Origin of the sequence: Streptomyces sp. NPDC053474 (assembly GCF_044544845.1) — a bacterium.
GTDB lineage: Bacteria > Actinomycetota > Actinomycetes > Streptomycetales > Streptomycetaceae > Streptomyces.
This window is the reverse complement of sequence record NZ_JBITXV010000015.1, coordinates 138,621-159,397: the sequence shown is the minus strand read 5'-3', so window position 1 is coordinate 159,397 and position 20,777 is coordinate 138,621. Positions and strand designations below refer to the sequence as shown.

Here is a 20,777-nt window from a genome sequence, read left to right as displayed (position 1 = left end):
TCGTCGAGGCGCTGCGGGCCTCCCTCAAGGAGGTCGAGACGCTGCGCGCACGCAACCGGGAACTGACCGCCGCGGCCCGGGAGCCGATCGCCGTCGTGGCGATGGGCTGCCGCTACCCGGGCGGCGTCCGCTCCCCGGAGGACCTGTGGCGCCTGGTGGAGTCCGGCACCGACGCGATGGGGCCCTTCCCCGCGGACCGGGGCTGGGACACCGACGCGCTGTACGACCCCGACCCCGACCGGCCGGGACGGACGTACGCCCTCGAAGGCGGCTTCGTCGACGGCGCGGGGGACTTCGACGCGGACCTGTTCGGCATCAGCCCGCGCGAGGCCGCCGCCATGGACCCCCAGCAGCGCCTCCTCCTGGAGGTGGCCTGGGAGACCTTCGAACGGGCGGGCATCAGCCCCGGCGCACTGCGCGGCGAGCCCGTCGGGACGTTCGTCGGCTCGGTCCTCATGACCGTCGGCAACGGCGTCCCGGCGACCGAGGGCAGCGAGGGCCACCAGGTCACCGGCGGCGCCGCCAGCGTCCTCTCGGGGCGCCTGGCCTACGCGTTCGGCCTCGAAGGCCCGGCCATGACCGTGGACACCGCCTGCTCGGCCTCGCTCGCGGCGGTCCATCTGGCGGCCCAGTCGCTGCGCCAGCGCGAGTGCGACCTGGCCCTGGCCGGGGGAGCCGCCGTGCTGACGACCCCGGGCATCTTCGTGGAGTTCAGCAGGCAGCGGGGCCTTGCGCCGGACGGGCGGTGCAAGGCGTTCGCGGCGGCGGCGGACGGCACCGGCTGGGGCGAGGGCGTGGGCCTGGTCCTCCTTGAGCGGTTGTCTGAGGCGCGGCGCAAGGGTCACCCGGTGCTCGCTGTCGTACGGGGCTCCGCCGTGAACCAGGACGGCGCCTCCAACGGTCTGACCGCGCCCAACGGCCCCTCCCAACAGCGCGTCATCCGCCGCGCCCTGGCCACGGCCCGCCTCTCCGCCGACTTCGTGGACGCCGTCGAGGGACACGGCACCGGCACCACCCTGGGCGACCCCATCGAGGCGCAGTCGCTCATCGCCACGTACGGCCAGGAGCGCGAGGCCGGACGGCCCCTGTGGCTGGGCTCCGTCAAGTCGAACCTGGGCCACACCCAGGGCGCGGCGGGCATCGCCGGGCTGATCAAGATGGTCATGGCGATGCGGCACGGCGTGCTCCCCAGGACCCTGCACGTGGACGAGCCCACCCCGCACGTCGACTGGTCGGCGGGCACGGTGCGGCTGCTCACCGAGAACCGCGCCTGGCCCGAGACCGGCCGCCCGCGCCGCGCGGGCGTCTCCTCCTTCGGCATCAGCGGCACCAACGCCCACGTCATCCTGGAACAGGCCCCCCAGGACGCCGAAGCGGCGCGGGCCGAGGCCCCGGCGCCCGCCGCGACCACGGCCCCCGCCGGACCCGTGCCGCTGGTGGTCTCCGCCCGGGGCGAACAGGCCCTGCGCGACCAGGCTGAGCGCCTCGCCGCACACGTACGCGCCAGGACCGAGGTCAGGGCCGTGGACCTCGGCCTGTCCCTGGCGACCACACGCGCCGCCCTCGACCAGCGGGCCGTGGTGTGGGCCGCCGACCGACAAGAGCTGCTCACCGCCCTCGCGGCCCTGGCCGATGACCGGCCCGCGCCGGGCCTGGTGCGGGGTACCGCGGCCGACGGCGAGACGGCGTTCCTCTTCTCGGGCCAGGGCAGCCAGCGCCCGGGTATGGGCCGCGAACTGGCCGCCGCCTTCCCGGAGTTCGCCCGCGCGCTCGACGCCGTGGCCGAGCACCTGGACCCGCACCTCGAACGGCCGCTGCGGGAGGTCCTGTTCGCCGCCGAGGGCACACCGGAGGCCGCGCTCCTCGAACGCACCGCGTACACCCAGCCCGCCCTGTTCGCGTACGAAGTGGCCCTGTACCGGCTGCTCACGCACGCGGGGCTCACCCCCGGCCTGCTGCTCGGCCACTCCATCGGGGAGCTGGCCGCCGCGCACGTCTCGGGGGTCCTGTCTCTGGAGGACGCGTGCACGCTCGTCGCCGCGCGCGGCAGGCTGATGCAGGACCTGCCCGGCACGGGCGCGATGGTCGCGGTGCGGGCCACCGAGGCGGAGATCGCGCCGTGGCTCGCGGACCATCCGCACGACGTGGCCCTCGCCGCCGTCAACGGCCCGTCGTCGGTGGTCGTGTCCGGCACCGAGAGCGCCGTGCTCGCCCTCGCCGGACACTTCGAGGGCGAGGGCCGCAGGACGCGCAGGCTGCGCGTCAGCCACGCCTTCCACTCGCCCCAGATGGACGCGATGCTCGACGAGTTCGGCCGGGTCGCGCAGAAGCTCACCTTCCACCCGCCGGGCATCCCCGTCGTCTCGGACGTGACCGGCGACATCGCGGGCGCGGACCAGCTGTGCTCGCCCGCGTACTGGGTGCGCCACGCCCGGGCGACCGTACGATTCGACGACGGCATGCGCCGGCTCCTGGCGGCGGGCGCCCGCACCTTCGTGGAGGTGGGCCCGGCGGGGACGCTCACCGCCCTGGCCCAGGACTGCCTCGCCGAGGAACCCGCGGCCACCGGCGCCGTGCTGATCCCGACGGCCCGCTCCCGCAGGCCCGAGGCCGACACCGTGCGCACGGCCCTCGCCACGGCCTACGCGCACGGCGCACGGGTCGACTGGACCCGGTTCCTCGCCGGGGCCCGCGCGGTGGACCTGCCCACCTACCCCTTCCAGCGCCGGAGCTTCCCCTGGACCGGGTCCGGCGCGGCCGCCGACGTGACCGCGGCCGGGCTCACCGGGCTCGAACACCCGCTGCTCGGCGCCTCCTTGGAGCTCGCCGACGCCCAGGGCATCGCCCTCACCGGCACGGTGTCCCGGCGCACGGAGCCCTGGCTCGCCGACCACGTCATGCTGGGCTCCGTGCTCGTCCCGGGCACCGCCGTCGTCGAGATGGCCCTGCGCGCCGGAGCCGAGGCGGGCTGCCACCGCCTGGCCGAACTGACGCAGGAGGCCCCGCTGGTCCTGCCCGAGCGCGGCGCCGTCCACCTCCAGGTGCGCGTCGGCGCGGAGGGCGAGCAGGGCCGCCGTACGTTCGGCGTGTACGGGCGGCCCGAGGACGCCGCGCCCGACGAACCCTGGGTGTGCCACGCGCGCGGCGACCTCGCCCCCGAGGCCGCCCCCGCGCCGCCGGGCCCCGGGCAGACCTGGCCGCCCGCCGGAGCCGAACCCGTCGCCCTCGACGGCTTCTACGACGGCCTGGCCGACGCGGGCTTCGCGTACGGCCCTGCCTTCCGGGGCCTCGCGCGGGCCTGGCGGAAGGACGACGAGCTGTACGCGGAGATCGCGCTCCCCGCCGGTGCGCGGCCAGCCACGGGCGGATACGGCCTGCACCCGGCCCAGCTCGACGCCGCACTCCACGCCGCCCTCCTCCGCGACGGCGCGGCGGGACAGAGCGGCCGCGTGCGGGTGCCGTTCTCCTGGCGGGAGGTGTCCTTCCACGGCCCGGGCGCACCGACCCTGCGGGCGCGTCTGACCCCGGCGGGCACGGACACGGCGAGCCTGTCCCTGTGGGACGAGCGGGGCACCCCGGTGGCGTCGGTGGGCGCGCTGGCGACCCGGACCGTCTCCGCCAAGGAGCTGCGCGCGACCCGCACCCACGACACCCTCTTCCACGTCGGCTGGCTCCAGACGCCCGGTGCCCCGGCCGAACCGGCCCCGCACTGCGTCGTCCTGGGCGACGACCGGCTCGCCGCCGCGCTCGACGTGCCCGCGCACGCCGACACCGGGGCGCTCCTGGCCGCGCTCGACTCCGGCGCGCCGGTCCCGGACCTGGTGCTCCTGCCGAGCCACGGCGAGACCCCCGAGGCCGGGGAGGCCTCAGGGGCCGACGGACCGGCGGGCGCCGCCCGCGCCCTCGCCTCGTCCGTGCTCGCCGTGCTCCGCACCTGGGTGACCGAGCCCCGGCTCGCGCCCGCCCGCCTCGCCGTCGTGACCCGCGGCGCCGTCGCGGCCACCGCCGACGAGCGGATCACCGACCTGGCCGCCGCCGCGCTGTGGGGCCTGGTGCGCTCCGCGCGGTCGGAGCACCCCGGACGGTTCGCCCTGGCCGACGCGGACGGCACGCCCGCGTCGACCCAGGCGCTGCGCACCGCGCTCGCCGGGGACGAACCCGACGTGGCGCTCCGGTCGGGCCGGACCCTCGTGCCGCGCCTCGCCCGCGGCGTACCGGCGGGCACCCTCGTGCCCCCGCCGGGCGTGCCGCACTGGCGCGTCGACCTCACCGACGGGGGCGCGGCCGACGACCTGGCCCTCGCCCCGAGCCCGGCGGCCGCCGCGCCCCTGGCGCCGGGTCAGGTCCGGGTCGCGGTGCGCGCGGCCGGGCTCAACTTCCGCGACGTCGTCATGGCCCTGGGCATGGTCGCCGACCAGCGGGCCCTGGGCGGCGAGATCGCGGGCGTCGTCAGCGAAGTGGGCCCCGGCGTCGAGGGCTTCGCCCCGGGCGACCGGGTGTTCGGGCTCGCCAGCGGCTGTCTCGGCCCGGTGGCGGTCGTCGACCACCGCCTGATCGCCCGGATGCCGCGGGGCTGGTCGTTCACCGAGGCCGCGTCCGTGCCCGTCGCGTTCCTCACCGCGTACGAGGGCCTGGTGGACCTCGCGGACGTACGGCCGGGGGAGAAGGTGCTCGTGCACGCCGCGGCGGGCGGCGTCGGCATGGCCGCCGTGCAGCTCGCCCGGCACCTCGGCGCCGAGGTGTTCGCGACGGCGAGCCCCGCCAAGTGGGACGCCGTGCGCGCCCTCGGCGTCGACGACGCGCACCTCGCCTCCTCCCGCACCGACGCGTTCGAGGCGCGCTTCACCACGGCCAGCGGCGGCGGCGTGGACGTCGTCCTCAACTCCCTGGCGCGCGACCTCCTCGACGCGTCGCTGCGCCTGGTGCGGCCCGGCGGCCGGTTCGTCGAGATGGGCAAGACCGACGTCCGCGACCCCGCCGAGGTCGCCGAGCGCCACGAAGGCGTCGCCTACCGCGCGTTCGACCTGATGGACGCCGGGATCGAACGGGTCGGCGCGATGCTCGCCGAGGTCGTCGGACTGTTCGGGGCGGGCAGCCTGCGCCACCTCCCGGTGACCACCTGGGACGTGCGCGACGCGCCCGCGGCCTTCCGCTTCCTCGCCCAGGCCCGGCATGTGGGCAAGATCGTCCTCACCCTGCCCGCCGCGTGGGACCCCGAGGGCACCGTCCTGGTCACCGGCGCGTCCGGCGCGCTCGGCGGCGCGGTGGCCCGCCACCTGGTCCGCGCCCACGGGGCCCGGCACCTGCTGCTCGCCAGCCGCAGGGGAGCCGACGCGGACGGCATGGCGGACCTCGTGGCCGAACTGACCGGCCCCGTCACGGCGGGCGCGACGACCGTACGGGCCGTCGCCTGCGACGTGGCCGACCGGGACGCGGTGGCACGGCTCCTCGCGACGGTGCCGGACGAGCATCCGCTGACCGCCGTGGTGCACGCCGCGGGCGTGGTCGACGACGGCGTCCTTCAGGCCCTCACCCCCGAGCGCCTCGGCACGGTGTTCGCGCCCAAGGCCGACGGCGCCTGGCACCTGCACGAGCTCACGCGGGACGCCGACCTGGCCGCGTTCGTCCTCTTCTCGTCCGCGACGGCCGCCGTCGGCGCCCGCGGCCAGGCCAACTACGCCGCGGCCAACGCCTTCCTCGACGCCCTCGCCCGGCACCGCCACGACACCGGCCTGCCGGGGACGTCCCTGGCCTGGGGCCCGTGGGCGGGCGGCGGCATGGCGGCCGCCCTCGGGCAGCGGGACCGGGAGCGCATGGGCCGCTCCGGCGTCGGCGAGCTGTCCACCGAGGACGGCCTCGCGCTGTTCGACCTCGCCCTCGCCACCGGCGCGGCGGGCCTCGTCCCGGTGCGGCTCGACACCTCGGCCCTGGGCGCCGCCGCCGCGGCCGGGGAGCTGCCCGCGGCGCTGCGCGGCCTGGCCCGCACCCCCGCCGCGCTCCCGGCGGCAGGCGCGGGGGACGCGCTGCGCGAACGCCTCGGGCCGCTCGCGCCCGAGGAGCGGAGCGCGGCCGTCCGCGACCTGGTGCGCGCCCAGATCGCCCTGGTCCTCGGGCATCTGACGCCCGAGAGCGTGGATCCGCAACGCCCCTTCCAGGACCTCGGGTTCGACTCGCTCACCGCCGTCGAGCTGCGCAACCGCCTGGGCGCCGCGACCGGCCTGACCCTGCCGACCACGCTCGTCTTCGACCATCCGACCCCGGCCGCCCTGGGCGACCACATCGGGGCCGAGCTGCTGCCCGGCCTCGGCTCGCGGGTCGACTCCTTCCTGTCCCGGCTCGACGACTGGGCGGCGTCCTTCGACGGGGACGGGCTCGACGACGACGAGCGGGACCGGGTCGCGGCGCGCCTGCGGGCCCTGGCTCAGCGCTGGGGCGACGGGGCGCGCGGCAGGGCCGAGGAGTCCGGTCGTACGGCCGTCGCGGCCGGTCTCGACGAGGCGAGCGACGACGAGGTCATCGACTTCATCAGCAAGGAGCTCGGCATCTCCTGACGGCGGACACGGCCCCCGCCCACACCGCGGCGCGTCCCGAGCGCGAGCGGACATTCGGTGACGTCTCGACGAGGTGGATTACAGATGGTGACGGAAGACAAGATCAGGTACTTCCTGAAGCGGGTGACCGCCGATCTGCACGAGACGCGCGAGCGCCTGCGCGACGTCGAGGAGGCCGCGGGGGAGCCGATCGCCGTCGTGGCGATGGGCTGCCGCTACCCGGGCGGCGTCCGCTCCCCGGAGGACCTGTGGGACCTGGTCGCCGCCGGGCGGGACGCGGTCGCGCCCTTCCCCGACGACCGGGGCTGGGACGTCGAGGGGCTCTACGACCCGGACCCGGACCGGTTCGGCACGAGCGTCGCGCGCGAGGGCGGCTTCCTCGACGACGTGGCGTCCTTCGACGCGGGCCTGTTCGGCGTGACCCCGCGCGAGGCCCTGACCCTCGACCCCCAGCAGCGCCTCCTCCTGGAGGTGGCCTGGGAGACCTTCGAGCGCGCGGGCATCACCCCGGCAGCCCTGCGCGGCAGCAGGACCGGCGTCTTCGTCGGCACCAGCAGCCAGGAGTACGCGATGCTGCTCCAGGGCGCCGAGGAGAACTTCGAGGGCTACTCCACGGGGTTCCTCGCCAGCGTCCTCTCGGGGCGCCTCGCCTATACGTTCGGCCTCGAAGGCCCGGCGATCACCGTGGACACCGCGTGCTCCGCCTCGCTGGTGGCCCTGCACCTGGCCGTGCAGTCGCTGCGGCAGCGCGAGTGCGCCACCGCGCTGGTGGGCGGCGCGGCGGTGATGCCGACGCCGAGCATGTTCGTGGAGTTCAGCAGGCAGCGGGGGCTCGCCCCGGACGGGCGGTGCAAGGCGTTCGCGGCGGCGGCGGACGGCACCGGCTGGGGCGAGGGCGTGGGCACGGTCCTGCTTGAGCGGTTGTCCGAGGCGCGGCGCAAGGGTCACCCGGTGCTCGCTGTCGTCCGCGGCTCCGCCGTGAACCAGGACGGCGCCTCCAACGGCCTGACCGCGCCCAACGGCCCCTCCCAACAGCGCGTCATCCGGGCGGCCCTCGCCAACGCCCGGCTCTGTCTGTCCGACGTGGACGCCGTCGAGGCGCACGGCACCGGCACCGCGCTCGGCGACCCGATCGAGGCCCAGGCCCTCCTCGCCACGTACGGGCAGGAGCGCGAGGCCGGACGGCCCCTGTGGCTCGGGTCGTTGAAGTCGAACATCGGCCACACCCAGGCCGCCGCGGGCGTCGGCGGCGTCATCAAGACGGTGATGGCGCTGCGCCGGGGCGTCCTGCCGCCCACCCTGCACGTCGACGAGCCGACCCCGCACGTCGACTGGTCCCCGGGCACGGTACGCGTCCTCACCGAGGGCCGCGCCTGGCCCGAGACCGGGCGCCCGCGCCGCGCGGGCGTCTCCTCCTTCGGCATCAGCGGCACCAACGCCCACGTCATCCTGGAACAGGCCGACCACGACGGCTTCCCGGCCCCGGCGACGGACCCCGCGGATCCAGCGGCGGCCGACGCCACCGCCGCAGCCGCGGGCCCCCTGCCCTGGCTGGTCAGCGCGCGCGGCGACCAGGGCCTTCGGGAGCAGGCGGCCCTGCTGCGCGACCACGTACGGGAGCGCCCCGAGCTGTCCCCGGCCGACGTCGGCCACGCGCTCCTCGCCTCGCGCACCGCCTTCGACCACCGCGCGATCGTCCTGGCCGACGACCGCGACGGCTACCTCGCCGGGCTCGACGCCGTGGCCGAGGGCAGGAGCGCGCCCGGCGTGGTGACGGGCGTCGCCCGGGAGCCGGGGAAGCCGGTGTTCGTCTTCCCCGGCCAGGGCGCCCAGTGGGCGGGCATGGCCGCGGACCTGTACCGCGACTCCCCGGTCTTCCGCGACCGGCTGCGCGCGTGCGCCGCCGCCGTCGCCCCCCACGTCGACTTCTCGCTCGTCGACGTCGTGTGCGGGGCCGAGGGCGCCGCCCCCCTCGACCGCGTGGACGTGGTGCAGCCCGCGCTGTGGGCCATGATGATCTCCCTGGCCGAGCTGTGGCGAGCCCACGGCGTCGAGCCGGGCGCCGTCGTGGGCCACTCGCAGGGCGAGATCGCCGCCGCGTGCGTGGCGGGCGCGCTGACCTTGGAGGACGGGGCGAGGATCGTCGCGCTGCGGTCCCGCCTCGTCGCCGAACGCCTCGCGGGCAGCGGGGGCATGGCCTTCCTCGCGCTGCCGCAGGACCGGGCGCGCGAGCGGCTCGCCGCGTGGGGCGCGCGCCTTGCCGTCGCCGCGGCCAACGGCCCCTCCTCCGTGGTGGTATCGGGCGACGCCGAGGCCCTCGACGAACTCCTGGCGGCCGCCGAGCAGGAGGGCGTACGGGCGATCCGCGTCGCCGTGGACTACGCGTCGCACTCTGCGCAGGTCGAGTCCCTGGAGGCCGAACTCCTCGCCGTGCTCGCCGACATCACGCCCCGCCCGGCCGCGATCCCCTTCTTCTCGACGGTCACCGGCGACCTCCTCGACACCGAAGGGCTCGACGCCGCCTACTGGTACCGGAACCTGCGGCGGACGGTCCGCTTCGACCCGACCGTACGCGGCCTCATCGCGGCGGGCCACCGCACGTTCGTGGAGGTCAGCCCGCACCCGGTGCTCGCCGTGTCCGTGCACGAGATCCTCGAGAGCGCCGCCGCCGAAGGCACCGTCCTCACCTCGCTGCGGCGCGGCGAGGGCGACGCCCGGCGCGTGGGCACCTCCCTGGCCGAGGCGCACGTCCAAGGCGTACGCGTGGACTGGTCGGGGCGCATCGGGCCGGGGGCGCGCCTGGTGGACCTGCCGACGCACGCCTTCCAGCGCCGCCGCTACTGGCCGGACGGGGCACAGGCCGCCGTGCGGGGCCGGGAGGGCGACGACAGCGCGGCCGCCGGTTTCCGCCGACGCCTGGCGGAACTGCCCGACGGCGCCGGGGAACGCCTCGTCCTGGAGACGGTGTGCGAGCACGCCGCCGCCGTGCTCCACCAGGACCCGGCGGACCTCGACCCCACCCGGGCCTTCACCGACCTCGGCTTCGTCTCGATGACGGCCATGGAGCTGCGCAACCGGCTCGCCGCCGCGACCGGCGTCCGCGTCTCCCCGGCGGCCGTCTTCGACCACCCCACGGCCGAGCGGCTCGCCGCCCACCTCCGTACGCTCCTGACGGGAAGCCAGGAAGGGCCCGCCGCCCCGGTGATGACCGGGCCCGCCGCCGACGAGCCGGTCGCGATCGTCGCCATGGGCTGCCGGTTCCCCGGCGACGTGGCGTCGCCGGACCAGCTGTGGGACCTGGTCGCCTCGGGGCGCGACGCGACCTCGTCGTTCCCCGCCCACCGCGGCTGGGACGTCGAGGAGCTGTACGACCCCAGCCCCGGCACACCGGGACGCACTTACGTCCGCCGCGGCGGCTTCCTGCACGACGCCGACCGGTTCGACCCGCTCCTGTTCGGGATCAGCCCGCGCGAGGCCCTGGCCATGGACCCGCAGCAGCGCCTCCTCCTGGAGGTGGCGTGGGAGACGTTCGAGCGGGCGAAGCTGGCGCCCGACGCGGTGCGCGGCAGCCGCACCGGCGTGTTCGTGGGCCTCAGCGGCCAGGACTACCTGCCGTTGCTCACCGCCGACCCCGACGAGAGCGCGGGGCACCTGATGACCGGCACGTCGACGAGCGTCGCCTCGGGGCGGCTCGCCTACACCTTCGGCCTCGAAGGGCCCGCCGTCACCGTGGACACCGCGTGCTCGTCGTCCCTGGTCGCCCTCCACCTGGCGGTGCAGTCCCTGCGGCAGGGCGACTGCACGGCCGCCCTGGTGGCAGGCGTCACGGTCCTGTCCACGCCGGGCGCGTTCGTGGAGTTCAGCGCGCAGGGTGCGCTGGCCCCCGACGGCCGGTGCAAGGCGTTCGCCGCGGCGGCCGACGGCACCGGCTGGGGCGAGGGCGTCGGCGTGCTCCTGGTGGAGCCCCTGTCGAAGGCCCGGCGCGAGGGCCACGAGGTCCTCGCCGTGATCCGCGGCTCCGCGATCAACCAGGACGGGGCCAGCAACGGCCTGTCCGCGCCCAACGGCCTCGCCCAGCAGCGCGTGATCCGCCAGGCCCTGGCCCAGGCCGGGCTCGAACCCCGGGACGTCGACGCCGTCGAGGCGCACGGGACCGGCACCACACTCGGCGACCCCATCGAGGCGGAGGCCCTCCTGGCCACGTACGGCCAGGGGCGGCCCGCCCGGTCGCCCCTGTGGCTGGGGTCCCTGAAGTCCAACATCGGGCACACGGCGGGCGCGGCGGGCGTCGGCGGCGTCATCAAGACCGTGCTCGCGCTGCGCCGGGGCGTCCTGCCGCCCACCCTGCACGTGGACGACCCCACCCGGCACGTGGACTGGTCCTCGGGCGCCGTGGAACTCCTGACGGAGGCCAGGCCGTGGCCGGACACGGGCCGGGCGCGGCGCGCGGGCGTCTCGTCGTTCGGGATCAGCGGCACGAACGCGCACGTGATCCTGGAACAGGCACCCACGGAGCCCCGCAGGCCCACGGAGCCCGACACACCCACGGAGCCCGGCACGCCCGCCGAGGTCCTCGCGTCCGGCGAGGAGCCGCGGCCGGTCGCCGCGCTGCCCGTCGTGCCCTGGATGCTCTCCGGCAAGACGGAGCAGGCCGTACGCCACCAGGCCGAGCGGCTGCGGCAGTTCACGGCCGAGCGCCCCGACCTCGCCCCGGCCGACGTCGCGCGCTCCCTGGCGAGCACCCGGGCCGCCCTGGACCACCGGGCCGTCGTCCTCGGCGAGGACCGCGCGTCACTCCTGGCGGGCCTAGCACTGATCGCGGCAGGCGCGGATGGCGCGGAGACAGGGGAGAGCGGCCCGGACGCCCCCCACGTTCTCCGGGGCGCGGCCCGCGCCCGCGGCAGGCTGGCGCTCCACTTCACCGACGGAGACACCCACGCCGACGCGGCCGCCCCCTCAGCCGGGGTGACCTCCCCCGCCGAGACCGCCGCCCCGCCCAGCCCCGCCGACCCCGCGTACGCTCATCTCCCGGTCCACGCCGCCGCCCTGGCGGAGGTCGCCGCCGCGTGTGCCGCGCACCCCGGCGCGCCCGCGCCCGGCGCGTCCCGGGCGCTGGCCCGCTTCGCCGCGGACGTCGCGCTGTTCCGCCTCCTTGAGCACTGGGGCGTCACCCCGGACCACCTCCTTGGCCACGCGGTGGGCGAGGTGGCCGCCGCGCACTGTGCGGGCGCCCTGTCCCTGGCCGACGCGGTGGCCCTGGCCGTCGCCCTCGACCGGGAACCGAGCGGCGCCGAGTCCGGCGACGGCGTGCACCGCGTCACCAAGGAGCTGACGTTCCGCCCGCCGGTGATCCCCCTCGTCTCCGGCCGGACCGGCCGCCCGGTCCCGTACGAGGAACTCTCCACCCCGGAGCACTGGTCCCGCCTCGCCCGGGAGACGGGCACGCCCGACGAGGCGGTGCGGTGGCTCGACTCCCAGGGCGTACGCGACCACCTGGAGCCGGGCCGCGACGGCGCCACGGTGCGCGCGCTCCTGGCCGCCCTGGCCCGGCTGCACGTCGGCGGCACGGCCGTGGACTGGGACACGATGCTCACCGACGTCGGCGCCACCCTCGTGGAGCTGCCCACGTACGCGTTCCAGCACGAGCGCTACTGGCCCGAGCCGACCGGCTCGCCGCTCGGCGCCTCCAGCCCCGGACGCGGCTCCGCACGCGCGGAGCAGGGACGGGAGTTCCGCGCGCGCCTGACCGCCGCGGCCACCGAGGACGAGCGGCGGGAGCTGCTCGTCGACCTCGTGCGCACCCAGGTCGCGGCCGTGCTCAAGCTGGCCGACGCGGCCGAGGTCGCCGACGACAGGAACCTGCCGGAGCTGGGGTTCGACTCGCTGACCGCGGTGGACCTGCGCAACCGGCTCGGCGCGGCCACCGGGCTCCGGCTGCCGCCCGCCCTGGTCTTCCAGCACCCGACCGTCCCCGACGTGGCCCGGTTCCTGGCGGAGCAGGGAGAGCCGACGAACCCCGAGGGCGCGGCCGCGCCCGCCGCCGGGGCGCGGTTCACCCTGGGCCCGCTGCTCGCCCGCGCGGGCGAGCTCGGCCGCACCGAGGAGTTCCACGACCTCGTGCGCGGCGTCGCCCGGTTCCGCCCCACCTTCGACGCGCCCGACGAGCGGCTGCGCCCGGCGCGCGTCCGCCTCGCCCGCGGCTCCGCGGCCGCGGGGCCCGACCTGGTCTGCTTCCCGACGTTCGCCGTCGGCGCGGGCGCGCCCCAGTACGCGCGCCTCGCCGCCGCGGCCGAGGGCGAGCACGACGTATGGGCCCAGCCCGTCCCGGGCTTCGACTGGCGGGAGCCGCTGCCCGCGTCCGTGGACGCCCTGGCGCACCTCCTGGCCGACGGGGTCGGGGCCCGCGCCGACGGCGGCCGGGCCGTGCTGCTCGGCTACTCGGCGGGCGGCTGGATCGCCCACGCCACCGCCGCCGTCCTCGAAGAGCGCGGGGCGGGCCCGGCCGCCGTGGTCCTCCTGGACAGCTACTGGCCCGGCAGCGCGATGATCCCGCGGCTGCACGCCCGGATCGACCGGGCCCGCGCCACCGGCGCGCCGGACGTGCTGTGGACGGAGGACACCGGCGACGACGCCTACCTCACCGCCCTGGCGCACTACGCACAGCTCTTCGAGACGTGGAGCCCGCGCGAGATCGGAGCCCCCACCCTGCTCGTCCGCGCCACGGAACCGGCCTTCGACGCACCGGCCCCCGCCGGGACCGTCGCCGGGACCCCCGACGACTGGCGGCCGCGCTGGCACCTGCCGCACACCGCCGTCGACACGGCGGGCACCCACTTCTCGATCATCCGCGAGCACAGCGAGCCCGCCCTGCGCGCGGTGCGGGACTGGCTCGGCGGCCTTCACTGAGGCACGGCACCCGACCACCCTAGGAGCATGATGACGTCCCACGGCACCGGCGGCAGCAAGCCCATCGACGACCTCGACCAGGCCGTCATCGACGGACAGTCGGGGTACTCCAAGCCGTTCCTCAACCTCTACGACCTCACGGTCTACCGGGGCACCGCCCCCCTCCTGTGGCGGTGCCCGCCCGCCGTCTCCCGGAAGCTGTACGACACCGAGGTCGGCGCGCGCCACATGGACATCGGCGTGGGCAGCGGCTATCTGCTGCACCACGCCCGGTTCCCCGTGCCCGACCCCCGGATCACCCTGGTCGACCTCAACCCCAACTCCCTCGCGCACACCGCCCACCGGCTGCGGCGCTACGAGGTCTCCACGGTCCGCGCCAACGTCCTGGAGCCCCTGCCCGTACCGGAGCGCTCGCACGACTCGGTCGGCATGAGCTATCTGCTGCACTGCGTCCCGGGGAGCCTGCGCGAGAAGGGGATCGCCCTCGCGCACGCCGGGGCCGTCGTCCGCCCCGGCGGTGTCGTCTTCGGCACCACGGTCCTCACCGGCGGCGTCCCGGTGACCCGCTCCGCCCGCCGGGCCCTGCGGGCCCTGAACAAGCGCGGCGCCTTCCACAACGAGGACGACCACCTCGACGACCTGCGCGCACAGCTCGACGAGCACTTCGACCGCTTCGACCTGACCGTACGGGGGTGCGTCGGCATCTTCCGCGCCTGGACGCCCACCTGAGGCCGGGGCGGCGCGAAGGTCTTCCCGGGGCCGCCCGCGCGGGGCCCCGGGGGAGCGGCCGTGCCGTCCGTGCTTCCCCCCTGACCCGGGTGCCACGTACACTCCGAAACTAGCAGCGCTAATTAACCGCTTGTCGGCCGTACACGCTCCGGAGTCGCCGTGCGCACCGTTCACTTCGCCGCCGCCCGCCGCACCCCCATCGGGAGGCTCCGCGGGGCCCTGTCCTCCGTCCGCCCCGACGACCTCGCCGCCACCGTCGTGCGCGGCCTGCTCGACGGCGTGCCGGACCTCGACCCGGCCCGCGTCGACGACGTCTACTGGGGCGCCGCCAACCAGGCGGGCGAGGACAACCGCAACGTGGCCCGGATGGCCGCGCTGCTCGCGGGCCTGCCCGAGTCCGTGCCCGGAGCCACCGTGAACCGCCTGTGCGCCTCGGGCCTCGAAGCCGTCACCACGGCGGCCCGCGCCATCGCCGCCGGTGAGGCGGACATCGTCGTCGCGGGCGGCTCGGAGTCCATGAGCCGCGCCCCGTTCGTCTTCCCGCGCCCCGACGAGGCGCTGCCGCACCGCATGGAGGCCGTCGACACCCGCCTCGGCTGGCGCCTGGTCAACCCGCGCATGCGGGAGCTGCACGGCCTGCTGTCCATGGGGGAGACCGCGGAGGAGGTGGCCGAGCGCCACGGCGTCTCCCGCGAGCGCCAGGACGCCTTCGCGCTGCGCAGCCACCAGCGCGCCGCGGCCGCCCGCAAGGACGGCCACTTCGACGCCGAGCTGCTGCCCGTCAGCACCCCGGAGGGCACGGTCATCGACGCCGACGAGGGCATCCGCGAGGACACCTCGTACGAGAAGCTCAGCAAGCTGCGCCCGGTGTTCCGCGACGGCGGCAGCGTCACCGCGGGCAACGCGTCGCCGATGAACGACGGCGCCGCGGGCCTGCTGCTCGTCAGCGAGGAGGCGCTGCGCGACCTCGGCCTCACCTCGCTCGGCCGGTACGCGGCCGGGGCCAGCGCGGGCGTCCACCCGGACGTGATGGGCATCGGCCCCGTGCCCGCGACGCGCAAGGCCCTGGCGCGGCTCGGCTGGTCCGTCGCGGACGTGCAGGAGGCCGAGGTCAACGAGGCCTTCGCGGCCCAGGCGATCGCCTCCGTGGACACGCTCGGCATCGACCCGGACCTGGTCAACCCGGACGGCGGCGCCATCGCCCTGGGCCACCCCCTGGGCTGCTCCGGCGCCCGGATCCTCACCACGCTCCTGCACCGCATGGGCCGCACCGGCGCCACCCGCGGCCTCGCCACGATGTGCGTCGGCGTGGGACAGGGCAGCGCCGTGCTCGTCGAGCGCGACTGACCCCGGGCCCGCGCCGCTACATGAGCGTGACGGCCACGGTGAGCGCCAGCGCCAGGCAGGCGAGTCCCACCGCCGTCACGCCCCACGGCCGTGCGGGGCGGGCCGGGGCGCAACAACAGCACCGCGGATGCTGGAGGTAGGGGGAGTCGAGCCAGTACGCCCCGACGAGCCGGGCGTGTACCTGGTGGATTGCGCCGTCGGTCTCCATGCCCACCCAACGGCCCGGCCCTTGGCCGGGCCACGGCGGGGTCAATCAGGCCGTCCTGATACCACGGATATGGCGGATGCCCCGCGCGGAAACGTTTGGCGTGGGCGCCGTGGGGAAGGGGTCATCGGTTGTCTGCGGCTCCGTCGTGGCTGGTCGCGCAGTTCCCCGCGCCCCTTCGGGGCGCGTACCCCCGGCCCCTACGGGGTGCTGAGGTCCTCCGCGAGCAGGCGCTTCGCGATCGTGTCGACCGCCGTCGTCAGGGCGGCGTCGTCCTCGCTGGCCCGGCCGTCCTTCGCCAGTTCCTCGGTGAGCCAGCGGGTCCACTCCTTGCCGATGACCCCTGCCTCGCGCTCGCCCGCGGGAGTGTGCTGGAAGAGGGTGCCGCTGCGGCTGAGGTAGCCCTCCTCGACCATGCGGTCGAAGACCGGCACCAGGACCTCGGGCGGCAGCCGCCGCCGGGCCGCGATGAGGTTCAGGTTCGCGTGTCCCACCAGGCGGGTGAAGAGCGCCACCTGCATCACCGCCCAGGCGCCCGCCGGGTCGAGGCGTGTGTCGGACCTGCTGATGACGGCGCGCGCGGTGCCGACGCCCTTGCGCCGCAGGATGTTCCCGACGGCCAGCTCCAGGAGCCGCGCCGAGTCGCCCGTGGACGACGGCGAGGCGAACCCCTCGCCCATGTCGTTGGAGCTCAGCCGCGCGCTGTCGCGCAGCTCCACCTGCTTGAGGAAGAGCGCCACGACGAACCCGACGGCGGCGACCGGAACCGTCCACAGGAACACGGTCTGGAGCGTGTCCGCGTACGCCTCGACGAGCGGCGCCGCCGCCGCGCCCGGCAGCTCGTGCAGCCCCTCCGGGCTCTGCGCGGCCTTCGCGATCGCCTCCCGCGGCGCGGCCCCGGTCCGCGTCGCCTCGGCGATCCCGCCCCGGAGGTTCGGGGCCAGCGTGTTGGCGTAGATGGTGCCGAACACGGCCGTGCCGAAGGAGCTGCCGAGCGTGCGGAAGAACGTGACGCCGGACGTGGCGGTGCCCAGGTCCGCGTAGGCGACGGTGTTCTGCACGGCGATCGTGAGGACCTGCATGCACAGGCCGATGCCGACGCCGAGCACGAACATGTACAGCGACTCCAGCCACGCGCTGGTCGCGCTGCCCATCAGGGACATCAGGAACAGGCCGAGCGCCATCACCAGGGCGCCCACGATCGGGAAGATCCGGTACGTGCCGGTCCTGCTGACCACGTTGCCGCTGAAGATCGAGGCGATGAGCAGGCCGACGACCATCGGCAGGGTCCGCACGCCGGAGATCGTGGCCGAGTCCCCGTCGACGTACTGGAGGTACGTCGGCAGGAACGTCATCGCGCCGAGCATCGCGAAGCCCACGATGAAGCTGAGCACCGAGCAGACCGTGAAGACGGGGTTCGCGAACAGGCGCATCGGCAGCATCGGCTCGGCCGCGCGCGTCTCCGCCCAGCAGAAGCCCGCGAGCGCGGCGAGCCCGCCCGCGAACAGGCCGATGACGACGCCCGAGCCCCACGCGTACTCGTTGCCGCCCCAGCTCGTCGCGAGGATCAGCGCGCTGGAGCCGATCGCGACGAGCGCGATGCCCAGGTAGTCGATGACGGGCCGGGCCGCCGACTTCACCGACGGGATGGTGCGGGCGGCGGCCACGACGACCAGGATCGCGATGGGCACGTTGACGTAGAAGGCCCAGCGCCAGCTCAGATGGTCGGTGAACAGGCCGCCGAGCAGCGGGCCGATGACCGTGGACACGCCGAAGACGGCGCCGATCGCGCCCTGGTACTTGCCGCGCTCCCGCAGCGGGATCACATCGGCGATCAGCGCCATCGACGTGACCATCAGACCGCCCGCGCCGATGCCCTGCATCGCCCGCCAGGCGATGAGCAGCGACATGTTCGTGGCCAGGCCGCACAGGAACGAGCCGGTGATGAAGACGACCGCCGACACCTGGAAGACGACCTTGCGGCCGAACAGGTCACCGAACTTGCCGACGAGGACCGTCGCCACGGTCTCCGCGAGCAGGTACGACGTCACCACCCACGACATGTGCGCGGCGCCGCCCAGGTCCGACACGATCGTCGGCAGGGCCGTGCCGACGATCGTCTGGTCGAGGGCGGCGAGCAGGACGCCCAGCATGATCGTGACGAAGACGACATTGCGGCGGCGCCGGTCCAGGACCGGCGGGCCCTGCTCCGGCGCCCGCGCGGCCTCGGCGTGCTCGGTGACGGTCACAGGCACACCCTCACACCGCTGCCGGGCGTGTGCATGCCGGGCCGTCCGGTCCGGTGACGGACCGCTCAGTCCCGCGGGCGCCGCCGCAGCAGATACGTGTCCATGATCCAGCCCTTGCGCGCGCGGGCCTCGGCCCGCAGCCGCGCGATGCGCCCGGCGGCCTCGGGCAGCGCCCCGGAGACGAGGATCTCGTCGGGCGTGCCGAGGTAGGCGCCCCAGTAGATGTCGAGGTCGTCCCGGTCGGCGCAGCCCTGGAAGGCCTGCCGGGCGTCCAGCATCACCACCACGTCGTCCACGCCCTCGGGGAAGCCCTCGTCGCTCAGGCGGCGGCCCGTGGTGACCTGGAAGGGGCGCCCCACGCGGTTCAGGCCCACGCGGTGCCGGGCGGCGAGCGCCGACACGCTGCTGACCCCGGGCACCACGTCGTAGGAGAAGGCGACGGCACCGCGCCCGATGACCTCCTCCAGGACCGCGATCGTGCTGTCGTACAGGGCGGGGTCGCCCCACACCAGGAACGCGCCGGTGCCCTGCGCGCCCAGCTCCTCGGCGATCAGGCGCTCATAGATGTCGGCGCGGCGGCCGCGCCAGTCGTCGACCGCGCCGGCGTAGGCCACGCGGTCCGCCTCCTGTGCGCGCCGCGGGTCGCGGGCCTCGACGACGCGGTACGCCCCGTCCGGGCGGTGCGCGTCGAGCATCCCCCGGCGCAGCGCGACGAGGTCCTCCTTGGCCTCGCCCTTGTCGAGGACGAAGAACACGTCGGTGTCCTTCATCGCCTTCACGGCCTGCAGGGTGAGCTGGTCCGGGTCGCCCGCGCCGATCCCGATGACATGAATCCTTCGCACGTCAGGAGTCTGTCACCCGTCCCCGGGCGCCGCGTGGGGGGCCAGCGTCGGCGCGGCCGCCGCCGCGTCCAGGGGCACCTCACCCCCCTCGACGCGCGCGGCCAACCCTCGCGCCCACGCCACCAGTTCCGCCACGCCGATCCCGTAGGGCCGCTCGCGCCCCGGCCCGGCCGCGCTCCACTCCGCGACGGCGCCCGCGCCCCTGCGCAGCAGCCGCGCCCCGCCCGTCGCGTTGCCGCGCGCCGCGTGCGTCAGGCCGACGGCCAGCTGCGCGAGCCCCTGCCACAGGCCGCGCTCTTGCTCGGGCCCCGACTTCCAGGCGTCCTCGAAGACCTCGTGCGCGTGGAAGGGGCGCCCGGCGTCGAGCAGCGCCTGCGCCTCCGCGAGGGTCCGGGCGGGCGTGCGGGCCACGCCCTCCGGCTGGCGCGCCACGCCCTCGGCCCCGTACGGCAGCGGCCGCCCGAGCCCGTCCCGCGGCCGCGCGCTGCGCGCCCGGCCCTCCGCGTCCCGGTCCCGGCCACCTGGTCCAAGTGCGCTCGTCATGCGGCGATTCTCCCGCCCCGGGCCCGCACCCCGCCGCCGGGCGGTGACCTGCGACGGCGACGGCCCGGACCACCCCCGCACGTGGGGTAGAGTTCTACCTGCGTGATCACGCGGAACACCCACCGCGAGGAACGCACCGGGACGTGGCGCAGCTTGGTAGCGCACTTGACTGGGGGTCAAGGGGTCGCAGGTTCAAATCCTGTCGTCCCGACTAGGCAGGGCTTATGGGAACCGTTGGCACCAACGGGCGCGGGCCTGCCAAGGTCGGTTACGAGGGCGGCATGCTTCACACGAAGCGTGCCGCCCTCGTTGTTGTATCCGGGCCGCCACCGGGGCCAGCAGCGCCGTAGACGGCTGCGTGTCGGCCTGGCCGGGGTCAGTGAGCACGTACAGGGCGGTCCGGAAGACCTGTCGCCCGGCCTCTGGCGCCCCGTCCACATCAGCCAGTTGTGCGGTGGCGGTAGCCCGTTCTGCCTTTACTTTGCTCATGGCCTTGCCGAGCCGTTCCCGGACCTACTCGGGATTACCAATCAGGTCGTACAAACCGTTTTCGCGGGCATCGAGTTTGAGCGAGCTGTTGTTTTAGCTGTTCGCGGATGTGCTGCGACAGGGACTGCTTGGAGGAAATAGCCTCGTCCACGGCGCCCGCCATGGCGGTACGAGTCTCTAGATCTGGTTCTTTGGGTGACGTGCTTGCAGGGCGGGGATTGCGGCGACGGTTTCCGCTTGGAGGTGTTCCCAGATGATGCCTGTCGGGCGTTGTTGGGGTGGGCATGTGATGGTGTCATCGGGGGTGATGATGAGATCGACGCGGAAGTCGTGGATGGTTTCGGGGATGTCGGTCTGCACGATTTGGAGCGGGTGCACGGTGGTGGCGATGAGGGTGTGTTTGCCGATGAGTCCGGCCTCGGCAAGGAGGGCGACTTCGATGTCGGAGTATCCGGCGCCTTTCCCGAGGCGGGCACCGTCGCGGTTAACAGCCACGCTGCCGCAGACGATGAGGTCCACTGGCCGCATCTCGTCCGGGCCGACTGGTTGGGAGACTGTGGCGGCCGTGCGGTGGGCAGCGGCCTGCTCCGGCGGCACCATCAGCGTCTCGGGGTCCAGGAGATAGAACGGTTTGGCCGCTGCCAGCCGTGGGGCGGCCATGTAGACGGTCTTACCGTCTCGGAGAGCGCGGGCGCGTACAGGTTGCTGTGCGAGGTCGGGGACCGCTTTGATGATGCGGGCGGCCTGCCAGGCGGGCACCTGCGCGAGGCGGGCGGCGGCCTCGTCGGCGCCGTAGAAGGCAGGGATATGGCCTGCCACGCCTTCGGGTGCGGCGCGTTCGGCCTCCAGCAGTTCCCATATCTGGTTTCGGATGCGCTGTTTGGCTCGCTGGGTTGCTCCGTTGGTCACCGGGCCC

General features: G+C 75.5%; 9 protein-coding genes and 1 tRNA gene. 5 read left to right on the top strand and 5 right to left on the bottom strand.

All coding sequences use genetic code 11. The features are described 5' to 3' along the window. The first annotated feature begins 11 nt into the window (after positions 1 to 11). The 4 genes from ACIG3E_RS31225 (at position 12) to ACIG3E_RS31210 (ending at position 15,533) form a co-directional block, all read left to right on the top strand. The gene (locus ACIG3E_RS31225; RefSeq protein ID WP_399622985.1) at positions 12 to 6,551 is read left to right on the top strand and encodes an SDR family NAD(P)-dependent oxidoreductase; all 6,540 of its coding nucleotides are present in this window, start codon (positions 12 to 14) and stop codon (positions 6,549 to 6,551) included. 87 nt (positions 6,552 to 6,638) lie between these two features. Continuing rightward, entirely contained in the window at positions 6,639 to 13,457 is a 6,819-nt protein-coding gene (locus ACIG3E_RS31220; protein WP_399622984.1) for a type I polyketide synthase, read from the top strand. A gap of 27 nt (positions 13,458 to 13,484) precedes the next feature. Beyond that, positions 13,485 to 14,186 carry a class I SAM-dependent methyltransferase gene (locus ACIG3E_RS31215; RefSeq protein WP_399622919.1) on the top strand — a complete coding sequence of 234 codons (702 nt, stop codon included), beginning with the start codon at positions 13,485 to 13,487 and terminating at the stop codon, positions 14,184 to 14,186. A 159-nt stretch (positions 14,187 to 14,345) separates the two neighbouring features. Beyond that, complete coding sequence (locus ACIG3E_RS31210) at positions 14,346 to 15,533, top strand: thiolase family protein (RefSeq protein ID WP_399622918.1); 1,188 nt, start codon at positions 14,346 to 14,348, stop codon at positions 15,531 to 15,533. Between the two features lie 16 nt (positions 15,534 to 15,549). Here ACIG3E_RS31210 and ACIG3E_RS31205 read toward each other — a convergent pair whose 3' ends face one another. The 4 genes from ACIG3E_RS31205 to ACIG3E_RS31190 all read right to left on the bottom strand — a co-directional run bounded on the left by ACIG3E_RS31205 (position 15,550) and on the right by ACIG3E_RS31190 (position 19,372). Continuing rightward, on the bottom strand, positions 15,550 to 15,741 hold the full coding sequence (locus tag ACIG3E_RS31205) for a hypothetical protein (RefSeq protein ID WP_399622917.1): 192 nt from the start codon (positions 15,739 to 15,741) through the stop codon (positions 15,550 to 15,552). 197 nt (positions 15,742 to 15,938) lie between these two features. Next, positions 15,939 to 17,987, bottom strand: a complete 2,049-nt coding sequence (locus ACIG3E_RS31200) for an MDR family MFS transporter (RefSeq protein ID WP_399622916.1) — start codon at positions 17,985 to 17,987, stop codon at positions 15,939 to 15,941. A 65-nt stretch (positions 17,988 to 18,052) separates the two neighbouring features. After that, positions 18,053 to 18,829 (bottom strand): precorrin-6A synthase (deacetylating), encoded by a 777-nt coding sequence (gene cobF / locus ACIG3E_RS31195; RefSeq protein ID WP_399622915.1) that lies wholly within the window; start codon positions 18,827 to 18,829, stop codon positions 18,053 to 18,055. 12 nt (positions 18,830 to 18,841) lie between these two features. After that, positions 18,842 to 19,372, bottom strand: coding sequence for a DUF309 domain-containing protein (locus tag ACIG3E_RS31190; protein ID WP_399622914.1), 531 nt, complete (start codon positions 19,370 to 19,372; stop codon positions 18,842 to 18,844). Between the two features lie 137 nt (positions 19,373 to 19,509). Between ACIG3E_RS31190 and ACIG3E_RS31185 the strand changes: the two genes are divergently transcribed. Continuing rightward, positions 19,510 to 19,583: transfer RNA gene (locus ACIG3E_RS31185), tRNA-Pro, on the top strand. A gap of 455 nt (positions 19,584 to 20,038) precedes the next feature. Here ACIG3E_RS31185 and ACIG3E_RS31180 read toward each other — a convergent pair. Continuing rightward, positions 20,039 to 20,770, bottom strand: a complete 732-nt coding sequence (locus ACIG3E_RS31180) for a 5-formyltetrahydrofolate cyclo-ligase (protein ID WP_399622913.1) — start codon at positions 20,768 to 20,770, stop codon at positions 20,039 to 20,041. Positions 20,771 to 20,777 lie beyond the last annotated feature (7 nt).

Excerpts from the sequence above, each read along its gene's own strand:
- ACIG3E_RS31215 (WP_399622919.1), top strand. The coding sequence starts at position 13,485 with ATGATGACGTCCCACGGCACCGGCGGCAGCAAGCCCATCGACGACCTC.
- ACIG3E_RS31205 (WP_399622917.1), bottom strand. The coding sequence starts at position 15,741 with ATGGAGACCGACGGCGCAATCCACCAGGTACACGCCCGGCTCGTCGGG.
- ACIG3E_RS31190 (WP_399622914.1), bottom strand. The coding sequence starts at position 19,372 with ATGACGAGCGCACTTGGACCAGGTGGCCGGGACCGGGACGCGGAGGGC.